This window comes from Kutzneria sp. CA-103260 (genome assembly GCF_018263855.1).
GTDB lineage: Bacteria > Actinomycetota > Actinomycetes > Mycobacteriales > Pseudonocardiaceae > Kutzneria.
The window spans coordinates 8,785,451-8,806,102 of record NZ_CP073318.1 but is presented as its reverse complement, the minus strand read 5'-3'; the positions used below and the strand labels follow the sequence as shown (position 1 = coordinate 8,806,102).

Sequence of the window (20,652 nt, the reverse complement as noted above, 5' to 3'; positions counted from 1 at the left end):
TCGGATAACGCCTACCCTCCACGGTGTGAACCTCGCAGTCACGACGGTATCGGTGGTTGTCCTGCTCGTCGGCGTGTCCTTCGGCGTGATCGGCGGGCTCGGCCTGCGCGGCACGCTGCGCCGCAACCGGTTCTTCGGCGTGCGCACCGAAGCGGCCATGCGCAGCGACGAGGCGTTCACCCTGGCCAACAAGGTCGCCGGGCTGCCGACCGCGGTCGCCGGCCTGGTGGGCCTGGTCGGCGCGGTCACCTCGCTGGCCATGCACGACTCGATCGTGCCGCTGGGTGTCGGCATCGTCGGCATGCTGGCGATCGTGGTCGCCGGCGCGGCCACCGGCACCAAGGCCGCCGAGGCCATGCCGGAACCGGAGCCGACGCTACCGGCGGGCTGCGCCGGCTGCGCCTGCGGCGGCTGCAGCCTGGTCAAGCGCTGACCAGGTCTGCCTGATCGGTCAGTTCCGCAGCACGTCGCCCGGGTGGCTGGCCTGCAGCGCCAGCGGCATGCCCTGCCGGCGCAGCACCCGACCCCACAGGTCGACGCCCGGCGGAGTGAGCACGTCACCGGGCAGCCCGGCCACCACGAACCAGTCGCCGCGCTCGATCTCGCCGGCGAGCTGGTTGACGTCCCAGCCTGCGTAGCCGGCGAACACTCGTAATCCGCGCACCTTCGAGACCAGGGACTCCGGGTCGGAGTCCAGGTCCACCATGGCCACCGGGCCGCGCACCGCGATCACCCCGTCGGTGCTGCCGACGTCCTCGCCGGTGTTCAGCGCGGCCAGGCACAGGGCGGTCTTCTGGTCGACCGGGCCGCCGACGAACACGGCCTGCGGGCGGCTGACGTACGGGCCCCAGGCCGGCAGCACGTCGTGCACGGCGACCTCGCTCGGCCGGTTCAGCACCACGCCCAGCGTGCCCTCGCCCCGGTGGTCGATGATGTAGACCACGGTGCGGCGGAAGTTCGAGTCGAGCAGTTTCGGCGAGGCCACCAGGAGTGACCCGGGCTCGACGTCGCGGTCGGGGCGCACCTGGCCATGATCCCACTAAGCGGGAGTGCGATACCGGGGACCGGGCCGATGTCGGGCACGTAGTCTGCTGCCGTGGTCGCAGACGGACACGCCGTGCGCAGAATGCTGGGTGATCCGGGCTTCCGGCGGCTGCTGTTCTGCCGGCTGGCCTCGCAGTGGGCTGACGGCCTGTTCCAGGCCGGCCTGGCCGGCGCGGTGTTGTTCAACCCCGAACGACAGGCCGATCCGCTGGCCATCGCCGGCGGCTTCGCGGTGATCCTCATCCCGTACTCGGTGGTCGGCCCGTTCGCCGGCGCGCTGCTGGACCGGTGGGACCGCCGGCGGCTGCTGATCGTGGCCAACTTCGTCCGGGTCGCGCTGGTGCTGCTGACCGCCGTGGCCGACGGCTTCGGCCTGAGCAACGGGCCGCTGTACGCCGCCGCGCTGCTGGTGATGGGCGCGAGCCGGTTCATCGGCGCCGGCCTGTCGGCGGCCCTGCCACACGTGGTGGAGTCCCGCGACCTGGTCACCGGCAACTCGATGGTGGCCACGCTGGCCTCGGCGGCCGCGGCGATCGGCGGCGCGACCGCGTTCGGGCTGCGCGACGTGCTCGGCTCGGGCAACGTCGGCTCGGCCCAGGTGACCTCGGTGGCCATCGTCGGCGCCCTGGTCTCGGCCCTGTTCGCGGCTCAGTTCGCCGCCGGAGTGCTCGGCCCGGACGAGGTGGACGAGCCTCATGCGGCGTTCGTCGCCGTGGCCAAGGGCATGGTCGACGGCGGCCGGGCGGCGCTGCGGGTGCCGAGCGTGGCCGCCGGTTTCATCGCCCTGACCGCGCACCGCATCGCGTACGGCGCGTCCCTGCTGGTGATCGTGCTGCTGATGAAGTACACGCTGCACAGCGACGGCGTCTTCCGGGCCGGCGCGGGCGGCCTCACCGAGGCGGTCGCGGCCGGCGCGGCCGGACTGGTCCTGTCCGGCGTCGTGACGCCGGGGCTGGTTCGCCGCCTCGGCCGGCCGCTCGCGGTGTCCGGGGCCCTGGTCGTGGCGGCCGTCGGCCTGGTCGCGCTCGGCCTGCCGATGACCGTGCCGACGCTGCTCGGCGCCGCGTTCGTGGTCTCGTTCTGCGGGCAGACCGTGAAGCTGAACGTGGACGCGGCGATCCAGCGCGACGTGCCCGACCAGTCCCGGGGCCGGGTGTTCTCGGTCTCCGACACGGTGTTCAACGTGGCGATGGTGCTCGGTGTCACGGTGGTGGCCACCATCGTGCCGATGAACGGCCAGTCGCCGAGTGTGGTGCTCGGCACCGCCGCGGTCTACCTGATCGGCCTGGTCGGCTACGTCCTCGTGCTGCGGGCGCACCCCAACAGCCCACGCTGACGTTTCACATGAAACATCAGCCGATGCCCTGGTCCCGGGCCCACTGGCGCAGTTCCGCGACCGCCTCGTCGTGCTCCAGCGGGCCGCGGTCCAGCCGCAGGTCCTTGAGGAACTTCCAGGCCTGGCCGACGATCGGGCCCGGCGGCACGTCGAGCAGCCGCATGATCTCGTTGCCGTCCAGGTCCGGCCGCACGCGGGCCAGATCCTCCTCGGCGGCGATGCGGGTGATGCGTTCCTCGAGCTCGTCGTAGGTGCGCTGCAGGTTCTGCGCCTTGCGCTTGTTCCGGGTCGTGCAGTCGGCCCGGACCAGCTTGTGCAGCCGGCTCAGCAGGGGACCGGCGTCGGTGACGTAGCGGCGCACCGCCGAGTCGGTCCACTCGCCCTTGCCGTAGCCGTGGAAGCGCAGGTGCAGGAACACCAGCTGGGCCACGTCGCTGACGATCTCCTTGCTGTACTTCAGCTCCCGCAACCGCTTGCGGACCATCTTCGCGCCGACCACCTCGTGGTGGTGGAAGCTGACGCCGCCGCCCTCCTCGAACCGACGGGTCGCCGGCTTGCCGATGTCGTGCAGCAGCGCGGCCAGCCGCAGGATCAGGTCCGGGCCGTCCTCCTCCTGGGCGATCGCCTGGTCCAGCACCACCAGCGAGTGGTGGTAGACGTCCTTGTGCTGGTGGTGCTCGTCGATCTCCAGCCGCATCGCCGGCAGCTCCGGCAGCACGTGCGCGGCCAGGCCGGTGTCGACCAGCAGCTCGATGCCCAGCTTGGGGTACGCCCCGCAGAGCAGCTTGGACAGCTCGGCCTGCACCCGCTCGGCGGTGATCCGGGTGATCTCGCCGGCCATCGACGTCATGGCCTCGACCACGCGCGGCGCGGGCGTGAAGCCGAGTTGGCTGACGAACCGGGCCGCGCGCAGCATGCGCAGCGGGTCGTCAGCGAAGGACTCCTGCGGAGTGGCCGGCGTGTCCAGCACCTTGTCGGCCAGCGCCTGCATGCCGCCGTAGGGGTCGACGAAGCGCCGCTGGCTGACCTCCACCGCCATCGCGTTCACGGTGAAGTCGCGGCGCAGCAGGTCGGCCTCGATGGAGTCGCCGAAGGTCACCTCGGGGTTGCGGGTGACCCGGTCGTAGCTGTCGGCCCGGAAGGTGGTGATCTCCAGCTGCTGGCCGTGCTTGGCCAGACCGACCGTGCCGAAGGCGATGCCGGTCTCCCAGACCGCGTCGGCCCACGGCCGGACCAGGGCCAACACCTGCTGCGGCCGGGCGTCGGTGGTGAAGTCCAGGTCGTTGCCCAGCCGCCCCAGCATGGTGTCCCTGACTGGTCCCCCGACCAGGTAGAGCTGATGGCCGGCGGCCGCGAAGCGGGCGGCCAGCTCCTCGGCCACGGGGGCGACGCGCAGCAGTTCCACCACGGCATTCTCACGCACAGCTTCGGACAGGACGGGTGATTTCGAACCGGGCACGGCAAGGCAGCGTATCGGTATCGGCCGACGGTGCCGGAGTGCGATCGCCCTGCAACGGCCAGCACACGGGACTGACCACTACCATCACGTGCATGTCCCCGTCGACCGGTCGTTCCGGCGGAACCAGGCCGGGGCGCCGCAACCGGCGCCGGGGCCGGCGGCTGCGAACCGTCGACGAGACCTCGGCCGGTGGCCTGGTCCTCGACGAGGCGCACGGGGCCGCTGCGATCATTGGCCGGCTGGACCGACGGGGCCGGCTGCTGTGGTCGCTGCCCAAGGGACACATCGAGGCCGGGGAGACCTCCGAGCAGACCGCGATTCGCGAGGTCAGCGAGGAGACCGGCATCGAGAGCAAGGTCCTGCGCACCCTCGGCACGATCGACTACTGGTTCGTGGCCGAGGACCGCCGGGTGCACAAGACGGTCCACCACTTCCTGCTCGAAGCGGTGGGCGGAGAACTGTCAGACGAGGACGTGGAGGTCACCGAGGTGGCATGGGTGCCGCTGGGCGAGTTGGACGACTTGCTCGCCTACGCCGACGAGCGCCGCCTGGTGCGGCTGGCGCTCGACCTGCTCTCCGACGGGTCAGCCTCCAGCGAGCGTTCCGGGGCGGAGTCAGCGTGAGCGAGCTTGCGAGCTCACCATTGAGCACAGGGAATCTCTTCATGTGCCGGCCGAGCGCTAGCGAGGCAGGGTCATGAACAAGGTGCTGGCCGTGTTCGCGGCCGCCGGCATCGCGGTGCTGACGCTCGCCCCGTCGAACGCCACCGCACAGGAGTCCGACCAGCAGAACCGCATCAAGGTCGACATCACCCAGGTGACACCGGAACCCGTCACCTCCAACCAGCCGGACACGGTCACCGTGCACGGCCACCTGACCAATGTCGGCGACCGCCGGGTGTCCAAGCCCGAGATCCGCCTGGAGCGCGGGGACAAGCTGGACGAGAACGGCCTGCGCGCCGCGCTGGCCAAGCCGCAGACCGGCGTGAAGTTCAGCGACTTCCAGCCGGCCGCACCGGCCCTGGCCCCCGGCCAGGGGGTGGACTTCGTGATCAACGTGACGCTGCACGGGGCCAGCGCGAACAGCCTGGAGATCAACGATCCGGGCGTGTACCCGCTGATGGTCAACGTCAACGGCGTGCCGGACTTCGGCGGGCTGGCCAAGGTCGGCCAGGCCACCACCGTGCTGCCGGTGCTGTCGCTGCCCGGCGGCGCCACGCTGACCAGGCCGGCGACCCCGGCCAAGGTCACCGTGCTGTGGCCGCTGTCCGACCAGCCGCGGCTGGTCACCGCCGACACCAAGGGCAAAGCCGTGCTCGGCGACGACACCCTGGCCACCTCGCTGGCCCAGGGCGGCCGGCTGGACGCGCTGCTCAGCGCCTACGAGATGGCGCCGCCCGGGTTGTCCCAGTCCCTCTGCCTGGCCATCGACCCGGACCTGGTCGAGACCGTGCAGTCAATGGCCGCCGGCTACAGCGTGCAGACCCCAGGCGCGACGGTGGCCGGCAACGGGCAGGGCTCGGCCCAGGCCTGGCTGGACCGGCTCAAGCGGGATGTCACTGGTCGCTGTGTGTTCGCACTGCCCGCCGCCGACGCCGACCTGAACGCGCTGGCCCGCGCCGGAGCCACCCCGCTCGTGCAGTACGCGGTGGCCGGCACCGTGTTGCAGCAGGTGCTGGGGGCGGCCCCGCTGACCGGCCTGACCTGGCCGATCGACGGCCAGCTGGACCCGAAGACGCTGGCCGCCTTCACCGACAACTCCCAGCAGACGCTGGACACCGGCCTGCTGCGTGGCACCAAGGTGAGCAGTGTGCTGCTGTCGGCGGCGACCGTGCCCGGCTCGGATCCGACGCAGCTGGGGGACAAGGGCCCCCGGGTGATCCGCCTGGACGACCTGGTGTCGGCCGCGCTGGCCAACGGCTCGGCGGCGGCGCTGTCCGCGTTGCAGCTGCACGCCGGCTCGGCGATCCCGCTGGTCGTGGCCCCGCCGCACCAGTGGAGCCCGTCCGAGCAGGATGCCACCGCGCTGCTCAACGGCGTGCAGACGCTGGCCGACCAGCAGTATCTGGCCCCGGCCGGGCTGGCCACGCTGGCCTCCGGCCCGACTCCGACCCGCAACGTCGCCCCCGGCTACTCCGAGCAGGGCGCGGAGCTGTCGCCCGAGGCCGCCGGCCGGCTGGCCGAGACCAGCGCTCGCGCCTGGGACTTCTACACCTCCATGGAGCAGGACCTGACCTCGCCGGTGACGCCCGCGCAGGTGATGTCGCCGGTGTTCGACGGCCTGCTGCGCGCCGGCTCCGGCGTGTGGCGTGGCGACGACCGCGGCGCGGCCGGCGCGCTGGTCCCACCCCACGCGGCGCTCACCGACCTGGAGAACCAGGTCGGGGTGAAGCAGCCGGGCAGCCCGATCACGCTGGCCTCCGAGGACAGCCCGCTGCCAGTGCGCGTCTACAACAACCTGCCGGTCGTGGTGAAGGTCGGCGTCAAGCTCCAGTCGTTGAGCGGGGTCACCGCCCAGCCGACGATCCAGCGCATCCCCGCCGGCATCCCGCGGGACGTGCTGATCACCTCGACCGTGGTGCGCAGCGGCCGGTTCACCGTGACCGTCTCGCTGACCACCACCTCCGGCCGGACCTCGCTGGGCGCGCCGGCTCGGATCGAGCTGTCGTCCACCGCGTTCGGCACCGTCAACCTGGTGATCACCGGCGTCGCCGCCGCGGCGCTGTTCGGCCTGTCCGGCCGGCGCGTCTACCGCCGGATCACCGCGTCCCGCAAGCGCAAGAGGGAGCAGCAGCAGGCGCAGGAGACCACCGCCGAGGTCACCGCGCCGATGCACGCTCCGGTCCCCGAGAAGCTGACCGCCGGCGTGCCCGGCGACGAGAGGTCGAGCGAGAGTTGAGCGAGCCGGCGACGATCGTCATCAGAGCGGCGGACTTACAGGCGGCCGAGCAGACGCCGTCGCTGGCCAAGGCGAGCGGCTCGATGGCCATCGCCACGCTGATCAGCCGGGTCACCGGCTTCGGCTGGCGACTGGCCCTGACCGTGCTGCTGGGCATCACCGCCACCCAGGACGCCTACAACGCGGCCAACACCTTCCCGAACATGATCTACGAGCTGTTCGTCGGCAACGTGCTGACCAGCGTGATGATCCCGGTGCTGATCAAGGCGCGGCACGACGACGAGGACAAGGGCGTCGCCTACACCCAGCGCCTGGTCACCATGGGCACCGTCATGCTGCTGGCCGTCACCGTGCTCGCGGTGGCCTGCGCACCCCTGCTGACCAGCATCTTCGTCGACAGCTCGACCGGCCAGTCGCGGCCGGAGGTGGTCACCGCGTTCGGCTATCTGGTGCTGCCGGAGATCCTGTTCTACGGCATCAGCGCCCTGTTCAGCGCGATCCTCAACGCGCAGAACATCTTCAAGGCGCCGGCCTGGGCCCCGGTGGCCAACAACCTGATCATGTTCGCCACCTTGGCCGCGTACATGATCGTGCCGGGTGACCAGGACCTGAACCCGTTCCACATCACCGACGCGAAGTTCCTGGTCCTGGGCATCGGCAGCTCGCTGGGCGTGGCCGCGCAGGCCGCCGTGCTGGTGCCGGCGCTGCTGCGCAGCGGCTTCAAGCTGCGCCCGCGGTGGGGCTGGGACAAGCGGATCGGCCAGTTCGGCGGCCTGATGGGCTGGGCCTTCGGCTACGTGCTGGTCAGCCAGGTGACGGTGTGGGCGATCACCCGGGTCGCCACCGGCGCGGCCGGCGGCGGGCTGTCGATCTACCTGCAGTCCTGGAACCTGCTCCAGGTGCCCTACGGCGTGCTCGGTGTGTCGCTGCTCACGGCGATCATGCCGAAGATGAGCCAGGCCGCCGCCGAGGGCGACGTCCCCGGGGTGCTGGACTACCTGTCGCAGGGCAGCCGGCTGACCGCCGTGATGCTGGTGCCGATCAGCGCCCTGATGACCGTGCTCGGGCCGGCCATGGGCGTGGCCCTGTTCTCCATCAAGTCCTCGGAGTCGTCGGGCGCATTCGAGCTCGGTCTGGGCGTGACGGCCTCGGCCTTCCTGCTGCTGCCCTACTCCGTCACCCTGCTCCAGTTGCGGGTGTTCTACGCCTTCAACGACTCGCGCACGCCGACCGTGCTGCGCGCGCTGATGGTGGCCTTCCAGGTGCCGCTCACCTTCGCCTGCCCGTTCGTGCTGCCCAGCCAGGACGTGGTCTACGGCATCGCCTTCGTCAACGGCCTGACCTTCGTGGTCGGCATGGCGATGGGCGAGATCTGGCTGCGCCGGCGGTTCGGCAAGCTGGGCAGCCGCCGGGTGGTCCGGACCTACGTCAAGACCGGGGTCAGCGCGGTGTGGGGCGCGGCCGCCGCGCTGGCCGTGGCTCTGCTGGTTACCCGCTACATTCCCGGGGGTATCCACCGTGCGGGCGGGGCGTGGCTGACTCTGGTCGGCGGCGGGCTGCTCGGCCTGGTCTGCGCATTCGGCATGATGACATTGCTCAGAGTGCACGAGCTCACGCCGGCACTGAGCCGAATCACCCGATTCGTGCGACGGACCTGAGGGTTCACCCAGGGCCCGACCGACCGGTTTCACGTACCCTCGACCCCAGCGGGACGGGAGAGAGCACGCGGTGAGCAGCTGGCCGACCGAGATGGCCCCGCCTGGCAGAGGCACTGCCGGGCCGCCCAGCCATGCCCTCCTACCGGGCGGCATGGTCGGCCAGGGCCGCTACCGGCTGCTGAGCTACGCCGGCGCCGACGCCCGGTGCAACGCCCAGCTGTGGCGGGCCCGCGACGGCCAGCTCGGCCGGGACGTGGCGCTGACTCTTCTCCTCGGCAATCAAACTGACGCACGCGCGGCGGCAAGGGTTCGACGGACCGTCGAACGGGCCATGCACGGCGCCAGCTACGCCCACCCCGGCGTGGCCCGGATCCTGGACGTGCTCAGCCCCGGCAACGGCATCGCGCCGCAGGAGCAGATCCTGGGCATCGTCGTGGCCGAGTGGACCAACGGCACCGACCTGATCGACCTCATCGCCGACGGACCGCTGCCCGCCGCCACCGCGTCCCGGCTGCTGGAGCCGCTGGCCGCCGCCGTCGAGGGCGCGCACCACGCCGGCCTGGTGCTCGGCACCGAGCACCCGCAGCGGATCCGCGTCACGCCCGAGGGCCAGCTGCGGCTGGCCTTCCCCGGGCCGCGGGCCGAAGCGGCCTCCCGCGACGACGTGAAGGGCCTCGGCGCGATCCTGTACCTGCTGCTGACCGGCCGTTGGGCGCTGCCCGGCGGGCCGGAGGGGCTGCCGGTCGCGCCGGTCGGCCCCAACGGCAGCGTGGTCGCCCCGCGCAGCCTGCACCCGATGGTGCCGCACTCGCTGTCCACGGTGGCCGTGCGCAGCCTGGAGGACACCAGCGTCGGCGGCATCCGCACCGGCGCCGCCATCCTCCAGGTGCTCGACGAGATCGCCGAGGCGGAGGCCGAGACCGGGCTGATCCCGGCGGTGGCCGAGGAGCCCGAGGACGACGTCGTCTGGACGACACAGCGGCCGGTCAAGGACTCCAAGCGCAGCCGCAAGCTGGCCATCGGCGTGACCGCGCTGGCCGTGGCCACGCTGCTGGTGCTGGGCTGGATCGCCATGCAGGTGGTCGGCTTCTTCAACGAGAACAACACCAAGGGCGACAGCGGCCCGCCGCTGGTGATCAGCCAGGTGGCGCCGACCAGCGACAACAAGCAGTCGGCCAACAACGCGCCCACCCAGACCACCGGCCCGGTCAAGCCGGCCAGCATCAGCGTGTTCAACGTGGCCAGCGACCCGGACAGCCCCAAGAACGGCGGGCTGGCCATCGACGGCGACCCGAACACCTCCTGGCGCACCGACAAGTACCTGTCCAACTTCCCGGCCCTCAAGCCCGGCATCGGGCTGATGGCCAGCTTCGGCCAGCCGGTGAAGCTGGCCCAGGTCGTGATCACCTCGCCCAGCGCCGGCACGAAGATCGAGATCCGCACCGCCCCCAGCGACAACCCGCAGCTGCAGCAGACGCTGGTGGTCGGCAGCGCCACGCTGGCCGCCGGCGACACCACCATCCCGGTGAAGATGACCTCGCCCAGCCAGCGCGTCATCGTGTGGATCACCAGCATGAGCCCGAGCGGCAAGCTGTTCGCCTCCCAGCTGTCCGAGCTGAAGTTCATCGGCGCGCGGTGAGTGGATCACCCGTTCGGCCGCGTCAAGGGGCCTGAAAGCAGGACCGATATCCTCATCGGGTGACCGCAGCCGCCAGCTCGGACGCCGACCTGATAGCGGCTCATGCCGCCGGCGATCCGCACGCTTTCGGGGAGCTGGTCAGGCGACATCGGGACCGGATGTGGGCGGTGGCCCTTCGCACCCTGCGGGACCCCGACGAGGCGGCTGACGCGCTCCAAGAGGCCTTCATCTCCGCGTTCCGCGCCGCGGGATCGTTTCGGGCCGAGTCCCAGGTGACCACCTGGATGCACCGCATCGTGGTGAACGCCTGCCTGGACCGGATCCGCCGCCGGCAGGCCCGGCCGACCGTGCCACTGCCCGAGACCGGCGGCCAGGAGCCGAGCGTGCCCCGCGACGCCGTGTCCGAGCTGCAGACCCGGATGGTCGTCCAGGAGGCGTTGCACGAGCTGCCCGACGAGCAGCGCGTGCCGATCGTGATGGTCGACGTCGAGGGATACTCGGTGGCGGAGACCGCCAAGATGCTGGGCATCGCCGAGGGCACCGTGAAGAGCCGCTGCGCACGCGGTCGTACGAAGCTGGCGAAACTTCTCGGGCACCTGCGGAACCCAAGTGCAGATGCGAACGTCCCAGGTAGTGCACCGGGTTCGCATCCGCAACGCCACTGGGAGGGCCGATGAACGGGGATTCGCCCCACGGGCAGCCGTGGTCCGTTGACCTGCTCGCCGACCTGCACGCCGACGGTGGCGACCGGTCCCGGCTCGACGCCGACGCCCTGGCCGTGCTGGCCGCTCTCGACGCCACCCAGGCCGAGCTGGCCGACCTGCCGCCGATGCGGATGCCCGACAACGTCGCCGCCCGCCTCGACGCCGTCATCGCCGCGGAGGCCGCCGCCCGCGCGGCTGTGCCGCCGCAGCAGCGCCCGGTTCCGACAGTCGGCACGCCCGCCGCCGGCCGGCCCACCGTGAGCCCACCGCCGGTGATCCCCGCCGCGCCGCCACCGCCGTCCGCCCCGGTGGTCGATCTGGCCGAGGCCCGACGCCGCCGCAACCGTCGGCTCGGCATCGCCGGCGGCCTGCTCGCCGCCGCTGCCGTCGCCGTGGGCGTGGTCTTCGTGACCCTGCCGTCCAACACCACCGGCGGCATGCCGCAGGCCGTCCCCGGCTCCACCAGCATCCAGACCGACCCGCCGAACGGCGGCGTGCTGGCCCTCAAACGCGGCGACCTGCCCGGGGCCGGCTTCAAGGCCTACGGCAGCACCAACTACGGCCCGTACGCCGACACCGCCAAGCTCAAGGCCTGCCTGGCCGCCAACAACCTCAGCGGCAAGCCCATGGCCGGCCGGCTGGTCACCGTGGACGGCCAGCCCGGCGTGATGATGCTGCTGCCCGGTGGGGCGCTGGGCAAGGTCCGGCTGCTGGTGGTCGGCGACAACTGCGCCGCCGGCAACCCCGACACGATCATCAACACCACAATCGGCGGCTGACGGCAGTGTCGTCTTTGTTTGGGTGAACGGCTGGCCTGGTGCCGGCCGTCACCCTCCGGTGTGGAATGCCGGCCACCTACCATCGCGTTCAACGGTATGTCTGGCGAGCGCGATACGGAGGTCGTGTCAGTGGCGGCGGAATCAGAAGTCCGGAACCTGATCATCGTCGGGTCCGGCCCCGCGGGCTACACCGCGGCGGTGTACGCGGCCAGGGCGCAGTTGGAGCCGCTGGTGTTCGAGGGCACCCAGTTCGGCGGCGCCCTGATGACCACCACCGAGGTCGAGAACTACCCCGGTTTCCGCGACGGCATCATGGGCCCCGAGCTGATGGAGCAGATGCGGGCGCAGGCCGAGCGGTTCGGCGCGCAGCTGCGCACCGAGGACGTGGAGCAGGTCGAGCTGGCCGGGGACATCAAGTACGTCACCGCCAACGGCGTGCGCTACGCGGCCCGCGCGGTCATCCTCGCGATGGGCGCGGCGGCCCGCTACCTGGACATCCCCGGTGAGCAGAAGCTGCTCGGCCGCGGCGTGTCGGCCTGTGCGACCTGTGACGGCTTCTTCTTCCGCGACCAGGACATCGCGGTGGTCGGCGGCGGCGACTCGGCGATGGAGGAGGCCACCTTCCTCACCCGCTTCGCCCGCAGCGTCACGATCATCCACCGGCGCGAGGAGTTCCGCGCCTCCCGGATCATGCTGGAGCGGGCCCGGGCCAACGAGAAGATCAAGTGGCAGCTGAACACCGAGGTCCTCGAGGTGCTCGGCGACACCACCGTGGCCGGCGTCAGGGTCCGGGACACGCGCACCGGCGAGGAGTCGGAGCTGGCCGTGACGGGCCTGTTCATGGCCATCGGCCACGACCCGCGCAGCGAGCTGGTCAAGGGCCAGGTCGACCTGGACGAGGACGGTTACGTGCGGGTGCTCGCGCCGTCCACCTACACCAAGCTCGACGGCGTGTTCGCGGCCGGCGACCTGGTGGACCACACCTACCGGCAGGCGATCACCGCGTCCGGCTCCGGTTGCGCGGCGGCCATCGACGCAGAACGCTGGCTGGCCGAGCACGCCGAGGCTGCCCCCGAACCCGAGGCGACGGCCGTCCCCGTCAACTGACCTCGTCCCTTCCACCCACGTAGGAGAGAAATCATGGCCGGCAACACCGTGATCGTCACGGACAAGTCCTTCGACCAGGACGTGCTCAAGAGCGACAAGCCCGTGCTGGTCGACTTCTGGGCGACCTGGTGCGGCCCGTGCAAGATGGTCGCGCCGGTGCTGGAGGAGATCGCCGCCGAGCACGCCGACAAGATCACCATTGCCAAGCTGGACATCGACGCCAACCCGGCGATCGCCCGGCAGTACCAGATCATGTCGGTGCCGACCATGATGCTGTTCCAGGGCGGCGAGAAGGTGAAGGAGATCATCGGCGCCAAGCCCAAGGCGGCGATGCTCTCGGAGCTGTCCGAGGTGCTGTGACACGCCGCGAGGCAACCCTTTGACATGGCCCGTGCGTCTTACTCTTCGACGCACGGGCCACTGCCTGTTCTGGGCCGTTCGGACCAGTTCCGTAGTGGGCCGAATGCTCTGCGTAGGCCCGTTCTGAGCATTGTCACGGGCAGGGCACAATAAGGCGTCACACACCGCGCCGGAGGTATCCGGCGCCCTAGACGAGCGAGGGTGTATGCAGGTTCTCCGTCGCGGTGACGTCGGGCCGGCTGTTGCCGAGATCAGGTCGACTCTCATCGCGCTGGGGCTGCTGTCGGGAAACCCGCAGGACGGCGAGGTCGTCTTCGACGCCGATGTGGAGCACGCGGTGCGTGCCTTCCAGCAGCAGCGCGGCCTGATCACCGACGGTCTGGTCGGCCCGGCCACCTACGCGTCCCTGCGTGCCGCCACCTACCAGCTCGGCGACCGACCACTGACCTACCTGGTCTCGCACCCCATGACCGGCGACGACGTGGCCGCCTTGCAGGAGCGCCTGCTGGAGCTGGGCTTCGACGCCGGCCGCCACACCGGTGTGTTCGACCACATGACCGAGCAGGCGCTGCGCAGCTTCCAGCGCGAGTACGGCCTGATCGCCGACGGCATCTGCGGCGCCGAGACCGTGCGGGCGCTGCGCCAGCTGACGCCCAAGGTCCGCGGTGGCCGTCCGGTGCTGCTGCGTGAGCAGGAGCAGGTTCGCCGGGCCGGGCCCCGGCTGCGCGGCAAGCGCATCGTGATCGACCCGGGCCACGGCGGCCGGGACCGGGGCGTGGTCGTCGGCACGAACAGCGAGGCCGACCTCGTGTGGGACCTGGCCCGCCGGCTGGAGGGCCGCATGCAGGCCACCGGCATGGAGGCGCTGCTGTCCCGGGGCACCGACCAGTGCCCACCGGAGCGGGAGCGGGCCCGGTTCGCCAACGAGGCGGGCGCGGACCTGATCCTCTCGCTGCACGTCGACGCCAACGCGTCCCCGCAGGCCACCGGCGTCGCCACGTTCCACTACGGCACCGGCAACGGCACCACGACCTCCACCGTCGGCGAGACCCTGGCCGGCTTCATCCAGCGCGAGCTGGTGGCCCGCACCGGGTTGTCGGACTGCCGCACGCACGGCCGCACCTGGGACATCCTGGTCGGCACCCGCTGCCCGGCGGTGCGGGTCGAGGTGGGCTACCTGACCAACGCCTCGGACCGGGCCAAGCTGACCGATCCGGCGTTCCGCGACACGGTGGCCGAGGGCATCCTGGTCGCGGTGAAGCGGCTCTACCTGCTGGGCGAGAACGACCAGCCGACCGGCACCTTCACCTTCGCCGACCTGATCCGGCACGAGCTGGCCAAGGCCGAGTAAGCGCTTAATCGACAAATCGCCCCGTGCTCTGCGCACGGGGCGATTTGTCGTGCTGGGATCTTGCGGCCGGTCAGGCCGGTCGCAGGCTGGGCTCGGCGCTGCCGACACCGGCGATCGTCACGGTGCCCAGCAGGCGCTCCAGCGCCGCCTCCACGTCTTCCTTCCATGACAGCGCCGTCCGCAGCTCCAGCCGCAGCCGGGGCCAGCGGGGATGTGGCCGGACCGTCTTGAAGCCGACGGAGAGCAAGAAGTTGGCCGGGATGACACAGCTGGACTCGTCGTCGATGGACGCGTCGCTGAACGCCTCGATCGCCTTCACACCGCGGCGGGTGAGGTCCTTGGCCACCGCCTGCACCAGCACCCGGCCCAGGCCGCCCCGCTCGAACTCGGGCAGCACCCGCAGCGCGGTCAGCAGCACCGCGTCGGCCGACACCGGGGCGGTGGGGAAGGCGACAGCCCTGGGCACCGCGCTCGGCGGCGCGTAGAGCGCGTAGCCGGCCGGCACGTTGTCCACGTAGATGATCCGACCGCAGGAGCCCCACTCCAGCAGCACGCTGGAGACCCAGGCCTCCTTCTCGAAGTCGGTCTGGCCGTACTCCTCGGCCTGCTCCTTCAAGTGCGGGGCGAGCTCCCAGAACACGCATTTGCGGCACCGCTTAGGAAGGTGCTCCAGGTTGTCCAGAGTGACGCCCACAACGCGCCGCGACACCCGACCTCCCACGCGCAGACCTGAACCCCGCGTGACCCACGGGAACCCGAACCAGCATAGGCCGGTGTGACGAGCGTCGGAAGGACTCAGCCCCGATCGGGACGCCCGTTACACTCGACCGATCTACCCACGCCGCATTGGACGTCAGGGAGGCAGGCGTGAGCGAAACCGGATCTCAGCCGGCGCACCAGGCCGGACGCAGTCTCGACCCGCACCTGGGGCGCTACGCAGCGCGCACGGCGGGCATGACCGCATCTGAGATCCGAGCTCTCTTCGCGGTGGCGAGCCGCCCCGAAGTTGTCTCCCTCGCCGGCGGCATGCCCTATCTTTCCGCACTTCCGCTGGAGTCGCTGGCCGCCGACGTCGGCCAGATGGTGGCCACTGAGGGGCTGACCGCCCTCCAGTACGGCTCGGCCCAGGGCACCGTCGAACTGCGCGAGCAGATCTGCGAGGTGATGGCGCTCGAGGGCATCAGCGCGCACCCCGACGACGTGGTGGTCACAGTCGGCTCCCAGATGGGGCTGGACATGGTCACCCGGGTCTTCTGCGACCCGGGTGACGTCGTTCTGGCCGAGGCCCCGTCCTACGTGGGCGCGCTGGGCACCTTCTCCGCCTACCAGGCCCAGGTCGTGCACGTGGAGATGGACGACGCCGGCCTGGTGCCCGAGGCGCTGCGCCAGGCGCTGGCCGCCGTGCGGGCCAGCGGCCGCCGGGTGAAGTTCCTCTACACCATTCCGAACTTCCAGAACCCGGCCGGCGTGACCCTGGCCGTGCAGCGGCGCGGCGAGATCCTGGACATCTGCGCCCAGCACGACGTGCTCGTGGTCGAGGACAACCCGTACGGCCTGCTCGGCTTCGACGGCCAGACCTATCCGGCGCTGCGCTCCGCCGACGCCACCAACGTCGTCTACCTCGGCTCGTTCTCCAAGACCTTCGCCCCCGGCCTGCGGGTCGGCTGGGTGCTGGCGCCACACGCCGTGCGGGAGAAGCTGGTGCTGGCCGCCGAGTCGGCCACCCTGTGCCCGCCGGCCTTCACCCAGGCCGTGGTCAGCCGGTACCTGTCCCAGCACGACTGGAAGGGCCAGATCAAGACGTATCGGGAGGAGTACCGGGAGCGCCGGGACGCCACCCTGGCCGCCATGGACCAGTACCTGCCGGCCGGCTGCGCCTGGACCAAGCCCGCCGGTGGGTTCTACGTGTGGCTGACCGTGCCGGAGGGGCTGGACACCAAGGCGATGCTGCCTCGGGCCGTCACCCAGCGCGTGGCCTACGTGCCCGGCACCGCCTTCTACGCCGACAGCTTCGGCAGCCGTCAGATGCGCCTCTCGTACTGCTATCCGACCCCGGAGCGCATCCGCGAGGGCGTTCGGCGGCTGGCGGCCGTGCTGGAGGGGGAGATGGACCTCCTGCACACCTTCGGCACCGTGCGGCGGCGGACCCTGTCCGGCGCCCAGACGCCGACTCCGGACACTGCCTGACCGTCAACTACGGTTGCTGCCATGTCGGATCGTTGGGTGGCCGTGCTGTCGGGTGGGTTGTCGCACGAGCGGGACATTTCGTTGCGCTCGGGCCGCCGGTTGTCGGCCGCTCTCCGGTCGGTCGGGTTGACCGTCGACGAGTGGGACACCGACAGCGGGCTGCTCGAGCGCCTTCGCTCCAGCGCCAACCGCCCCGAGGCCGTTGTTGTCGCCCTGCACGGCGGTGAGGGCGAGAACGGCTCCATCCAGTCAATCCTGGAGATGTTCGGCGTGCCCTACGTCGGCACCGACTCGCGGGCCTGCCGGTGGGCCTGGGACCGGCCCATCGCCAAGGCCGAGCTCGCCCGGGTCGGCCTGGCCACCCCCGACTGGGTCGTGCTGCCGCACAGCACCTTCCGCGACCTCGGTGCCCAGGCCGTCCTGGACGCCCTCGTCGACCGCATCGGGCTGCCTCTCGTGCTCAAGCCGGAGCAGGGCGGCTCCGCCCTCGGCACCCAGGTCGTCCGGGAGGCTTCCGAGCTGCCCTCCGCCATGGTCGGCTGTCTCGCCTACGGCGACACCGTCATGGCCGAGCAGTACGTCGACGGCGTCGAGGTCGCCATCGGCGTCCTGGAGGGCCCCTTCGGGCCCGAGGCCCTGCCCGCTGTGGAGATCAGCCCCACCACCGGCATCTACGACTACACCGCCCGGTACACCGCCGGCCTCACGGAGTTCCACACTCCCGCGCGCCTCACCCCCGCCGCCACCACCGAGGTCGCCGAGCTGGCCGTCGCCGCGCACCGCCTGCTCGGCCTCCGGGACGTCTCCCGCACCACCGCCATCGTCACCCCCGACGGCACCGTGAACTTCCTCCAGGTCAACGTCTCGCCCGGCCTCACCGAGACCTCCCTGCTCCCCATGGCCATCGAGGCCGCCGGCCGCTCCCTGGGCGACACCTTCGCCGCCCTCATCGAGCAAGCTGTGGCCCGCGGCCCCCGCTGACCACAGCGCCCTCCTCAGCGGCCCCGCGTCCGCCTCGCCCGCCCTCCGGGCACAGCGCTCATCTCAGCCACCGGCCCAACCCAACAGCCTGTCGTTTCCGGCCTGTCGGCGAGGCTCGCCTTCGCCAAGCAGTCACCCGTCCCGACTGCTTGCCTCCGCCGGCTGACATCTATCGGCCGCGCGTTGATCGCATCTCACCCGGCCGCCTGATCCGCTCGCGCTACCCGCTTCGTCTTCCGCTTGGTCGTTCCACGTGAAACGTCGCTCGGCTGTCACTGCTGACTGCCGAACCACTCCATCCGTCCGGCGGAGGCGGGGAATCGCCGCCCCGGGTGGTCGGTCGCCGCCGCGCGCCTTGTCACCACCCGGAGCCGCACATCATGCCGCCGAACCACTTCGTCACCGTGACGTAAGTGGTCAAGGTGACGGGATGTCCCCGATCTGTGTCCGATTTGCCGCATCTGGCGAGATGAGTCCGACGATGCGTTCGAGGTCGTCGACCGAGCCGAACTCGACGACGATGCGGCCCTTGCGGCGACCGAGTTCGACCTTGACGCGGGTGTCGAAGGAGTCGGACAGGCGGTCGGCGAGGTCCTGGAGACCGGGGGCGTGGATGGGCTTGCGGGGAGCGGGCTTCGGCTTGGCCGGGGCCTCGTTCTTGGCCAGCGTGACCATTTCCTCGGTGGCCCGGACGGACAGCCCCTCGGCGACGATGCGCGCGGCGAGGTCCTCCTGAGCGCCGTTGTCCTCCAGCCCGAGCAGCGCCCGGGCGTGGCCGGCGGAGAGCACGCCGGCGGCGACGCGGCGCTGCACGGGCAGGGGGAGCTTCAGCAGCCGGATGGTGTTGGTGATGACCGGCCGGCTGCGGCCGATTCGGGCGGCCAACTCCTCGTGGGTGACCTCGAACTCGTCCAGCAGCTGCTGGTAGGCCGCCGCCTCTTCGAGCGGGTTCAGCTGGGCCCGGTGGATGTTCTCCAGCAGCGCGTCACGGAGCATGGCGGCGTCCGCGGTCTGGCGCACGATGGCCGGGATGGCGTCCAGGCCGGCCCGCTGGGAGGCACGCCAGCGGCGCTCGCCCATCACCAGCTCGTAGGAGCCACGGCCGAGCTCGCGGACGACGATCGGCTGCATCAAGCCGAACTCGCGGATGGAGTGCTCCAGTTCCGCGAGCGCCTCCTCGTCGAACACCTGCCGGGGCTGCTTCGGGTTCGGCGTGATCTCGGTGATCGGCACCTCGCGGTAGACCGCGCCGGCCACTGTGTTGCCGCCGACCACCGCCGGGGGAGCGCTGTCCGGCAGGGTGGCGACCGGGCCGGCAGCGCCGTTCGTGCCGCTGGTCTCGCCGGCGGGCGGTCCCTGGGGGATCAGCGCCGCGAGGCCGCGGCCGAGGCCGCCCTTGCGTTCCGGCGGTGTCATGCGTGCTCCATCTCAGTGCCGCGGTCGGCGATCTCACGGGCGGCGTCCAGGTAGCTCATCGCACCGCGCGAGCCCGGGTCGTAGGCGAGCACCGTCTGGCCGTAGCCGGGTGCCTCGGAGACCTTCACGCTCCGGGGGATGACCGTCTGCAGGCAGGTGTCGCCGAAGTGGCCGCGCACCTCGCTGGTCACCTGGTCGGCCAGCTTGGTACGGCCGTCGTACATGGTGAGCAGGATGGTGGAGACGTCCAGCGCCGGGTTCAGGTGCGCCTTGACGAGGTCGATGTTGCGGAGCAGCTGACCCAGTCCCTCCAGGGCGTAGTACTCGCACTGGATGGGGATCAGCACCTCCTTGGCTGCGACGAGGGCGTTGACCGTGAGCAGGCCGAGCGAGGGCGGGCAGTCGATGAAGACGTAGTCGATGCCGAGCGCGTCGAGCGCCTCGCTGGACAGCGCCTCCTTGAGGCGGGACTCGCGGGCAACCATCGAGACGAGCTCGATCTCGGCGCCAGCCAGGTCGATGGTGGCGGGCACGCAATAGAGGTTCTCGGACTGCTCGCTCACCGCCGCCGCGTCGGCGATGGAGATCTCACCGATCAGCACCTCGTACACCGACGGCGTCCCGGACCGGTGCTCGATGGCCAAGGCGGTGCTGGCGTTGCCCTGGGGGTCGAGGTCGATCACGAGCGTCTTCAGGCCGTGCAGGGCGAGGGCGGCGGCCAGGTTGACCGTGCTGGTCGTCTTGCCGACGCCGCCCTTCTGATTGGCCACCGTCAGGATGCGACGCTGGGCCGGGCGGGGAAGCTTCAACGAATCCGGGTGCAGCACCTTGGCGGCGCGCTGAGCCTCGGCTTCGATCGGAGTCCAGGTCGCGCCTTCGCCGGCCATGACCGACTCGCTCATTGCTGGATTCATCGGGCGTAGTACCTCTCCGGCTCCGACGGGCCCGTCGTGTGCCTCTGCGAGTCTCGCTGTTTCACGTGGAACATGCGGTGCTCCGATCTGAGGATCCGAGTACACGCTCACCCATCCTTCCGTCTCCGACGCCCGCCGTCACGACGCCCCACCTGTTCGTCTCGCTCCACCACGACGACGGTCGTAGGCACCTCAAGGACCTCGGCCCCACAGCTGGCCACCCGCTGCCGGGAGCCACCCATCTTTGCCACCGCTGCCGTATCGCGTTGCAGTTCCTCGGCCGCACTGGCGCCCTTGAGCGCCAGCATCTGGCCGCCGGGACGTAGGAGCGGCAGGCACCACTTCGCCAGTCGCTCCAGTGGGGCGACCGCGCGGGCGGTGACGATGTCGCTGCCACCGAGCCGACGCCGAACCTCGGGCTCCTCTGCCCGGCCACGCACCACCTCGACGTCGAGGCCGAGGGTGTCCACGACTTCCTGCAACCAGGCGACGCGGCGGGCCATCGGTTCCAACAAGGTGAGCCGGAGGTCCGGTCGAGCGATCGCCAGTGGGATGCCGGGAAGTCCTGCCCCCGAGCCTACGTCCACCGCCCGGCAATTCTGCGGCACCAACTCGGCGAGTACACCCGAGTTGAACACATGCCGGTCCCAGAGGCGTTCGACTTCCCGCGGACCGATCAGTCCGCGCTCCACTCCATGGTCGGCCAGGAGCGCGGCGAACTTGATGGCCACCGATGCCCCGTCGCCGAATACCCGCTCCACGACGTCCCCTGGCGGCGACAACAACTCGCTCATACGCTCCCGATCCGTCCGCGCGTTT

At 71.0% G+C, this 20,652-nt stretch carries 19 protein-coding genes; 13 read left to right on the top strand and 6 right to left on the bottom strand.

The genetic code is table 11. From position 1 onward, the window contains the following. Positions 1–25: 25 nt before the first annotated feature. The gene (locus tag JJ691_RS38955; protein WP_249227291.1) at positions 26–433 is read left to right on the top strand and encodes an SdpI family protein; all 408 of its coding nucleotides are present in this window, start codon (positions 26–28) and stop codon (positions 431–433) included. An 18-nt stretch (positions 434–451) separates the two neighbouring features. On the opposite strand, the gene JJ691_RS38950 is transcribed toward JJ691_RS38955, so the two are convergent. Further along, the gene (locus tag JJ691_RS38950; protein ID WP_211764496.1) at positions 452–1,024 is read right to left on the bottom strand and encodes a YqgE/AlgH family protein; all 573 of its coding nucleotides are present in this window, start codon (positions 1,022–1,024) and stop codon (positions 452–454) included. A 72-nt stretch (positions 1,025–1,096) separates the two neighbouring features. On the opposite strand from JJ691_RS38950, the gene JJ691_RS38945 reads away from it, so the two are divergent. Further along, positions 1,097–2,380, top strand: coding sequence for an MFS transporter (locus JJ691_RS38945; RefSeq protein WP_249227290.1), 1,284 nt, complete (start codon positions 1,097–1,099; stop codon positions 2,378–2,380). A 16-nt stretch (positions 2,381–2,396) separates the two neighbouring features. On the opposite strand, the gene JJ691_RS38940 is transcribed toward JJ691_RS38945, so the two are convergent. Beyond that, on the bottom strand, positions 2,397–3,860 hold the full coding sequence (locus tag JJ691_RS38940) for a CCA tRNA nucleotidyltransferase (RefSeq protein WP_442912796.1): 1,464 nt from the start codon (positions 3,858–3,860) through the stop codon (positions 2,397–2,399). A 71-nt stretch (positions 3,861–3,931) separates the two neighbouring features. On the opposite strand from JJ691_RS38940, the gene JJ691_RS38935 reads away from it, so the two are divergent. The 9 genes from JJ691_RS38935 to JJ691_RS38895 all read left to right on the top strand — a co-directional run bounded on the left by JJ691_RS38935 (position 3,932) and on the right by JJ691_RS38895 (position 14,335). After that, positions 3,932–4,462, top strand: a complete 531-nt coding sequence (locus JJ691_RS38935; RefSeq protein ID WP_211764495.1) for an NUDIX hydrolase — start codon at positions 3,932–3,934, stop codon at positions 4,460–4,462. Positions 4,463–4,535: 73 nt separating this feature from the next. After that, positions 4,536–6,737: a DUF6049 family protein gene (locus JJ691_RS38930; RefSeq protein ID WP_211764494.1), complete on the top strand. Its 2,202-nt coding sequence runs from the start codon at positions 4,536–4,538 to the stop codon at positions 6,735–6,737. Further along, a complete protein-coding gene (murJ, locus tag JJ691_RS38925; RefSeq protein ID WP_249227289.1) occupies positions 6,734–8,395 on the top strand; it encodes a murein biosynthesis integral membrane protein MurJ in 1,662 nt (553 codons plus the stop codon). Before JJ691_RS38930 ends, murJ begins: the two co-directional genes overlap by 4 nt. A 70-nt stretch (positions 8,396–8,465) precedes the next feature. Continuing rightward, positions 8,466–10,034, top strand: coding sequence for a protein kinase family protein (locus JJ691_RS38920; RefSeq protein ID WP_306291331.1), 1,569 nt, complete (start codon positions 8,466–8,468; stop codon positions 10,032–10,034). 59 nt (positions 10,035–10,093) lie between these two features. Continuing rightward, positions 10,094–10,711: an RNA polymerase sigma factor SigM gene (gene sigM / locus JJ691_RS38915; RefSeq protein ID WP_211764493.1), complete on the top strand. Its 618-nt coding sequence runs from the start codon at positions 10,094–10,096 to the stop codon at positions 10,709–10,711. Then, entirely contained in the window at positions 10,708–11,517 is an 810-nt protein-coding gene (locus JJ691_RS38910; protein WP_211764492.1) for a hypothetical protein, read from the top strand. The genes sigM and JJ691_RS38910 overlap by 4 nt, the downstream gene beginning before the upstream one ends. A gap of 129 nt (positions 11,518–11,646) precedes the next feature. Further along, positions 11,647–12,624, top strand: coding sequence for a thioredoxin-disulfide reductase (gene trxB, locus JJ691_RS38905; RefSeq protein WP_211764491.1), 978 nt, complete (start codon positions 11,647–11,649; stop codon positions 12,622–12,624). 33 nt (positions 12,625–12,657) lie between these two features. Then, positions 12,658–12,984: a thioredoxin gene (gene trxA, locus JJ691_RS38900; protein WP_211764490.1), complete on the top strand. Its 327-nt coding sequence runs from the start codon at positions 12,658–12,660 to the stop codon at positions 12,982–12,984. A 205-nt stretch (positions 12,985–13,189) separates the two neighbouring features. Next, positions 13,190–14,335: an N-acetylmuramoyl-L-alanine amidase gene (locus JJ691_RS38895; RefSeq protein ID WP_211764489.1), complete on the top strand. Its 1,146-nt coding sequence runs from the start codon at positions 13,190–13,192 to the stop codon at positions 14,333–14,335. 70 nt (positions 14,336–14,405) lie between these two features. Here the strand turns inward: JJ691_RS38895 and JJ691_RS38890 are convergent, their stop codons facing one another. Next, positions 14,406–15,044: a GNAT family N-acetyltransferase gene (locus tag JJ691_RS38890; RefSeq protein ID WP_211764488.1), complete on the bottom strand. Its 639-nt coding sequence runs from the start codon at positions 15,042–15,044 to the stop codon at positions 14,406–14,408. Positions 15,045–15,202: 158 nt separating this feature from the next. On the opposite strand from JJ691_RS38890, the gene JJ691_RS38885 reads away from it, so the two are divergent. Both JJ691_RS38885 and JJ691_RS38880 read left to right on the top strand, forming a co-directional pair. Continuing rightward, on the top strand, positions 15,203–16,522 hold the full coding sequence (locus JJ691_RS38885; protein WP_249227288.1) for an aminotransferase-like domain-containing protein: 1,320 nt from the start codon (positions 15,203–15,205) through the stop codon (positions 16,520–16,522). Between the two features lie 21 nt (positions 16,523–16,543). Further along, the gene (locus tag JJ691_RS38880) at positions 16,544–17,503 is read left to right on the top strand and encodes a D-alanine--D-alanine ligase family protein (RefSeq protein ID WP_211764487.1); all 960 of its coding nucleotides are present in this window, start codon (positions 16,544–16,546) and stop codon (positions 17,501–17,503) included. A gap of 417 nt (positions 17,504–17,920) precedes the next feature. On the opposite strand, the gene JJ691_RS38875 is transcribed toward JJ691_RS38880, so the two are convergent. The 3 genes from JJ691_RS38875 to rsmG form a co-directional block, all read right to left on the bottom strand. Continuing rightward, the gene (locus JJ691_RS38875) at positions 17,921–18,919 is read right to left on the bottom strand and encodes a ParB/RepB/Spo0J family partition protein (RefSeq protein WP_211764486.1); all 999 of its coding nucleotides are present in this window, start codon (positions 18,917–18,919) and stop codon (positions 17,921–17,923) included. Beyond that, entirely contained in the window at positions 18,916–19,833 is a 918-nt protein-coding gene (locus JJ691_RS38870; protein ID WP_211764485.1) for a ParA family protein, read from the bottom strand. Before JJ691_RS38870 ends, JJ691_RS38875 begins: the two co-directional genes overlap by 4 nt. Before the next feature lie 107 nt (positions 19,834–19,940). Beyond that, complete coding sequence (rsmG, locus tag JJ691_RS38865; RefSeq protein ID WP_211764484.1) at positions 19,941–20,627, bottom strand: 16S rRNA (guanine(527)-N(7))-methyltransferase RsmG; 687 nt, start codon at positions 20,625–20,627, stop codon at positions 19,941–19,943. Positions 20,628–20,652 lie beyond the last annotated feature (25 nt).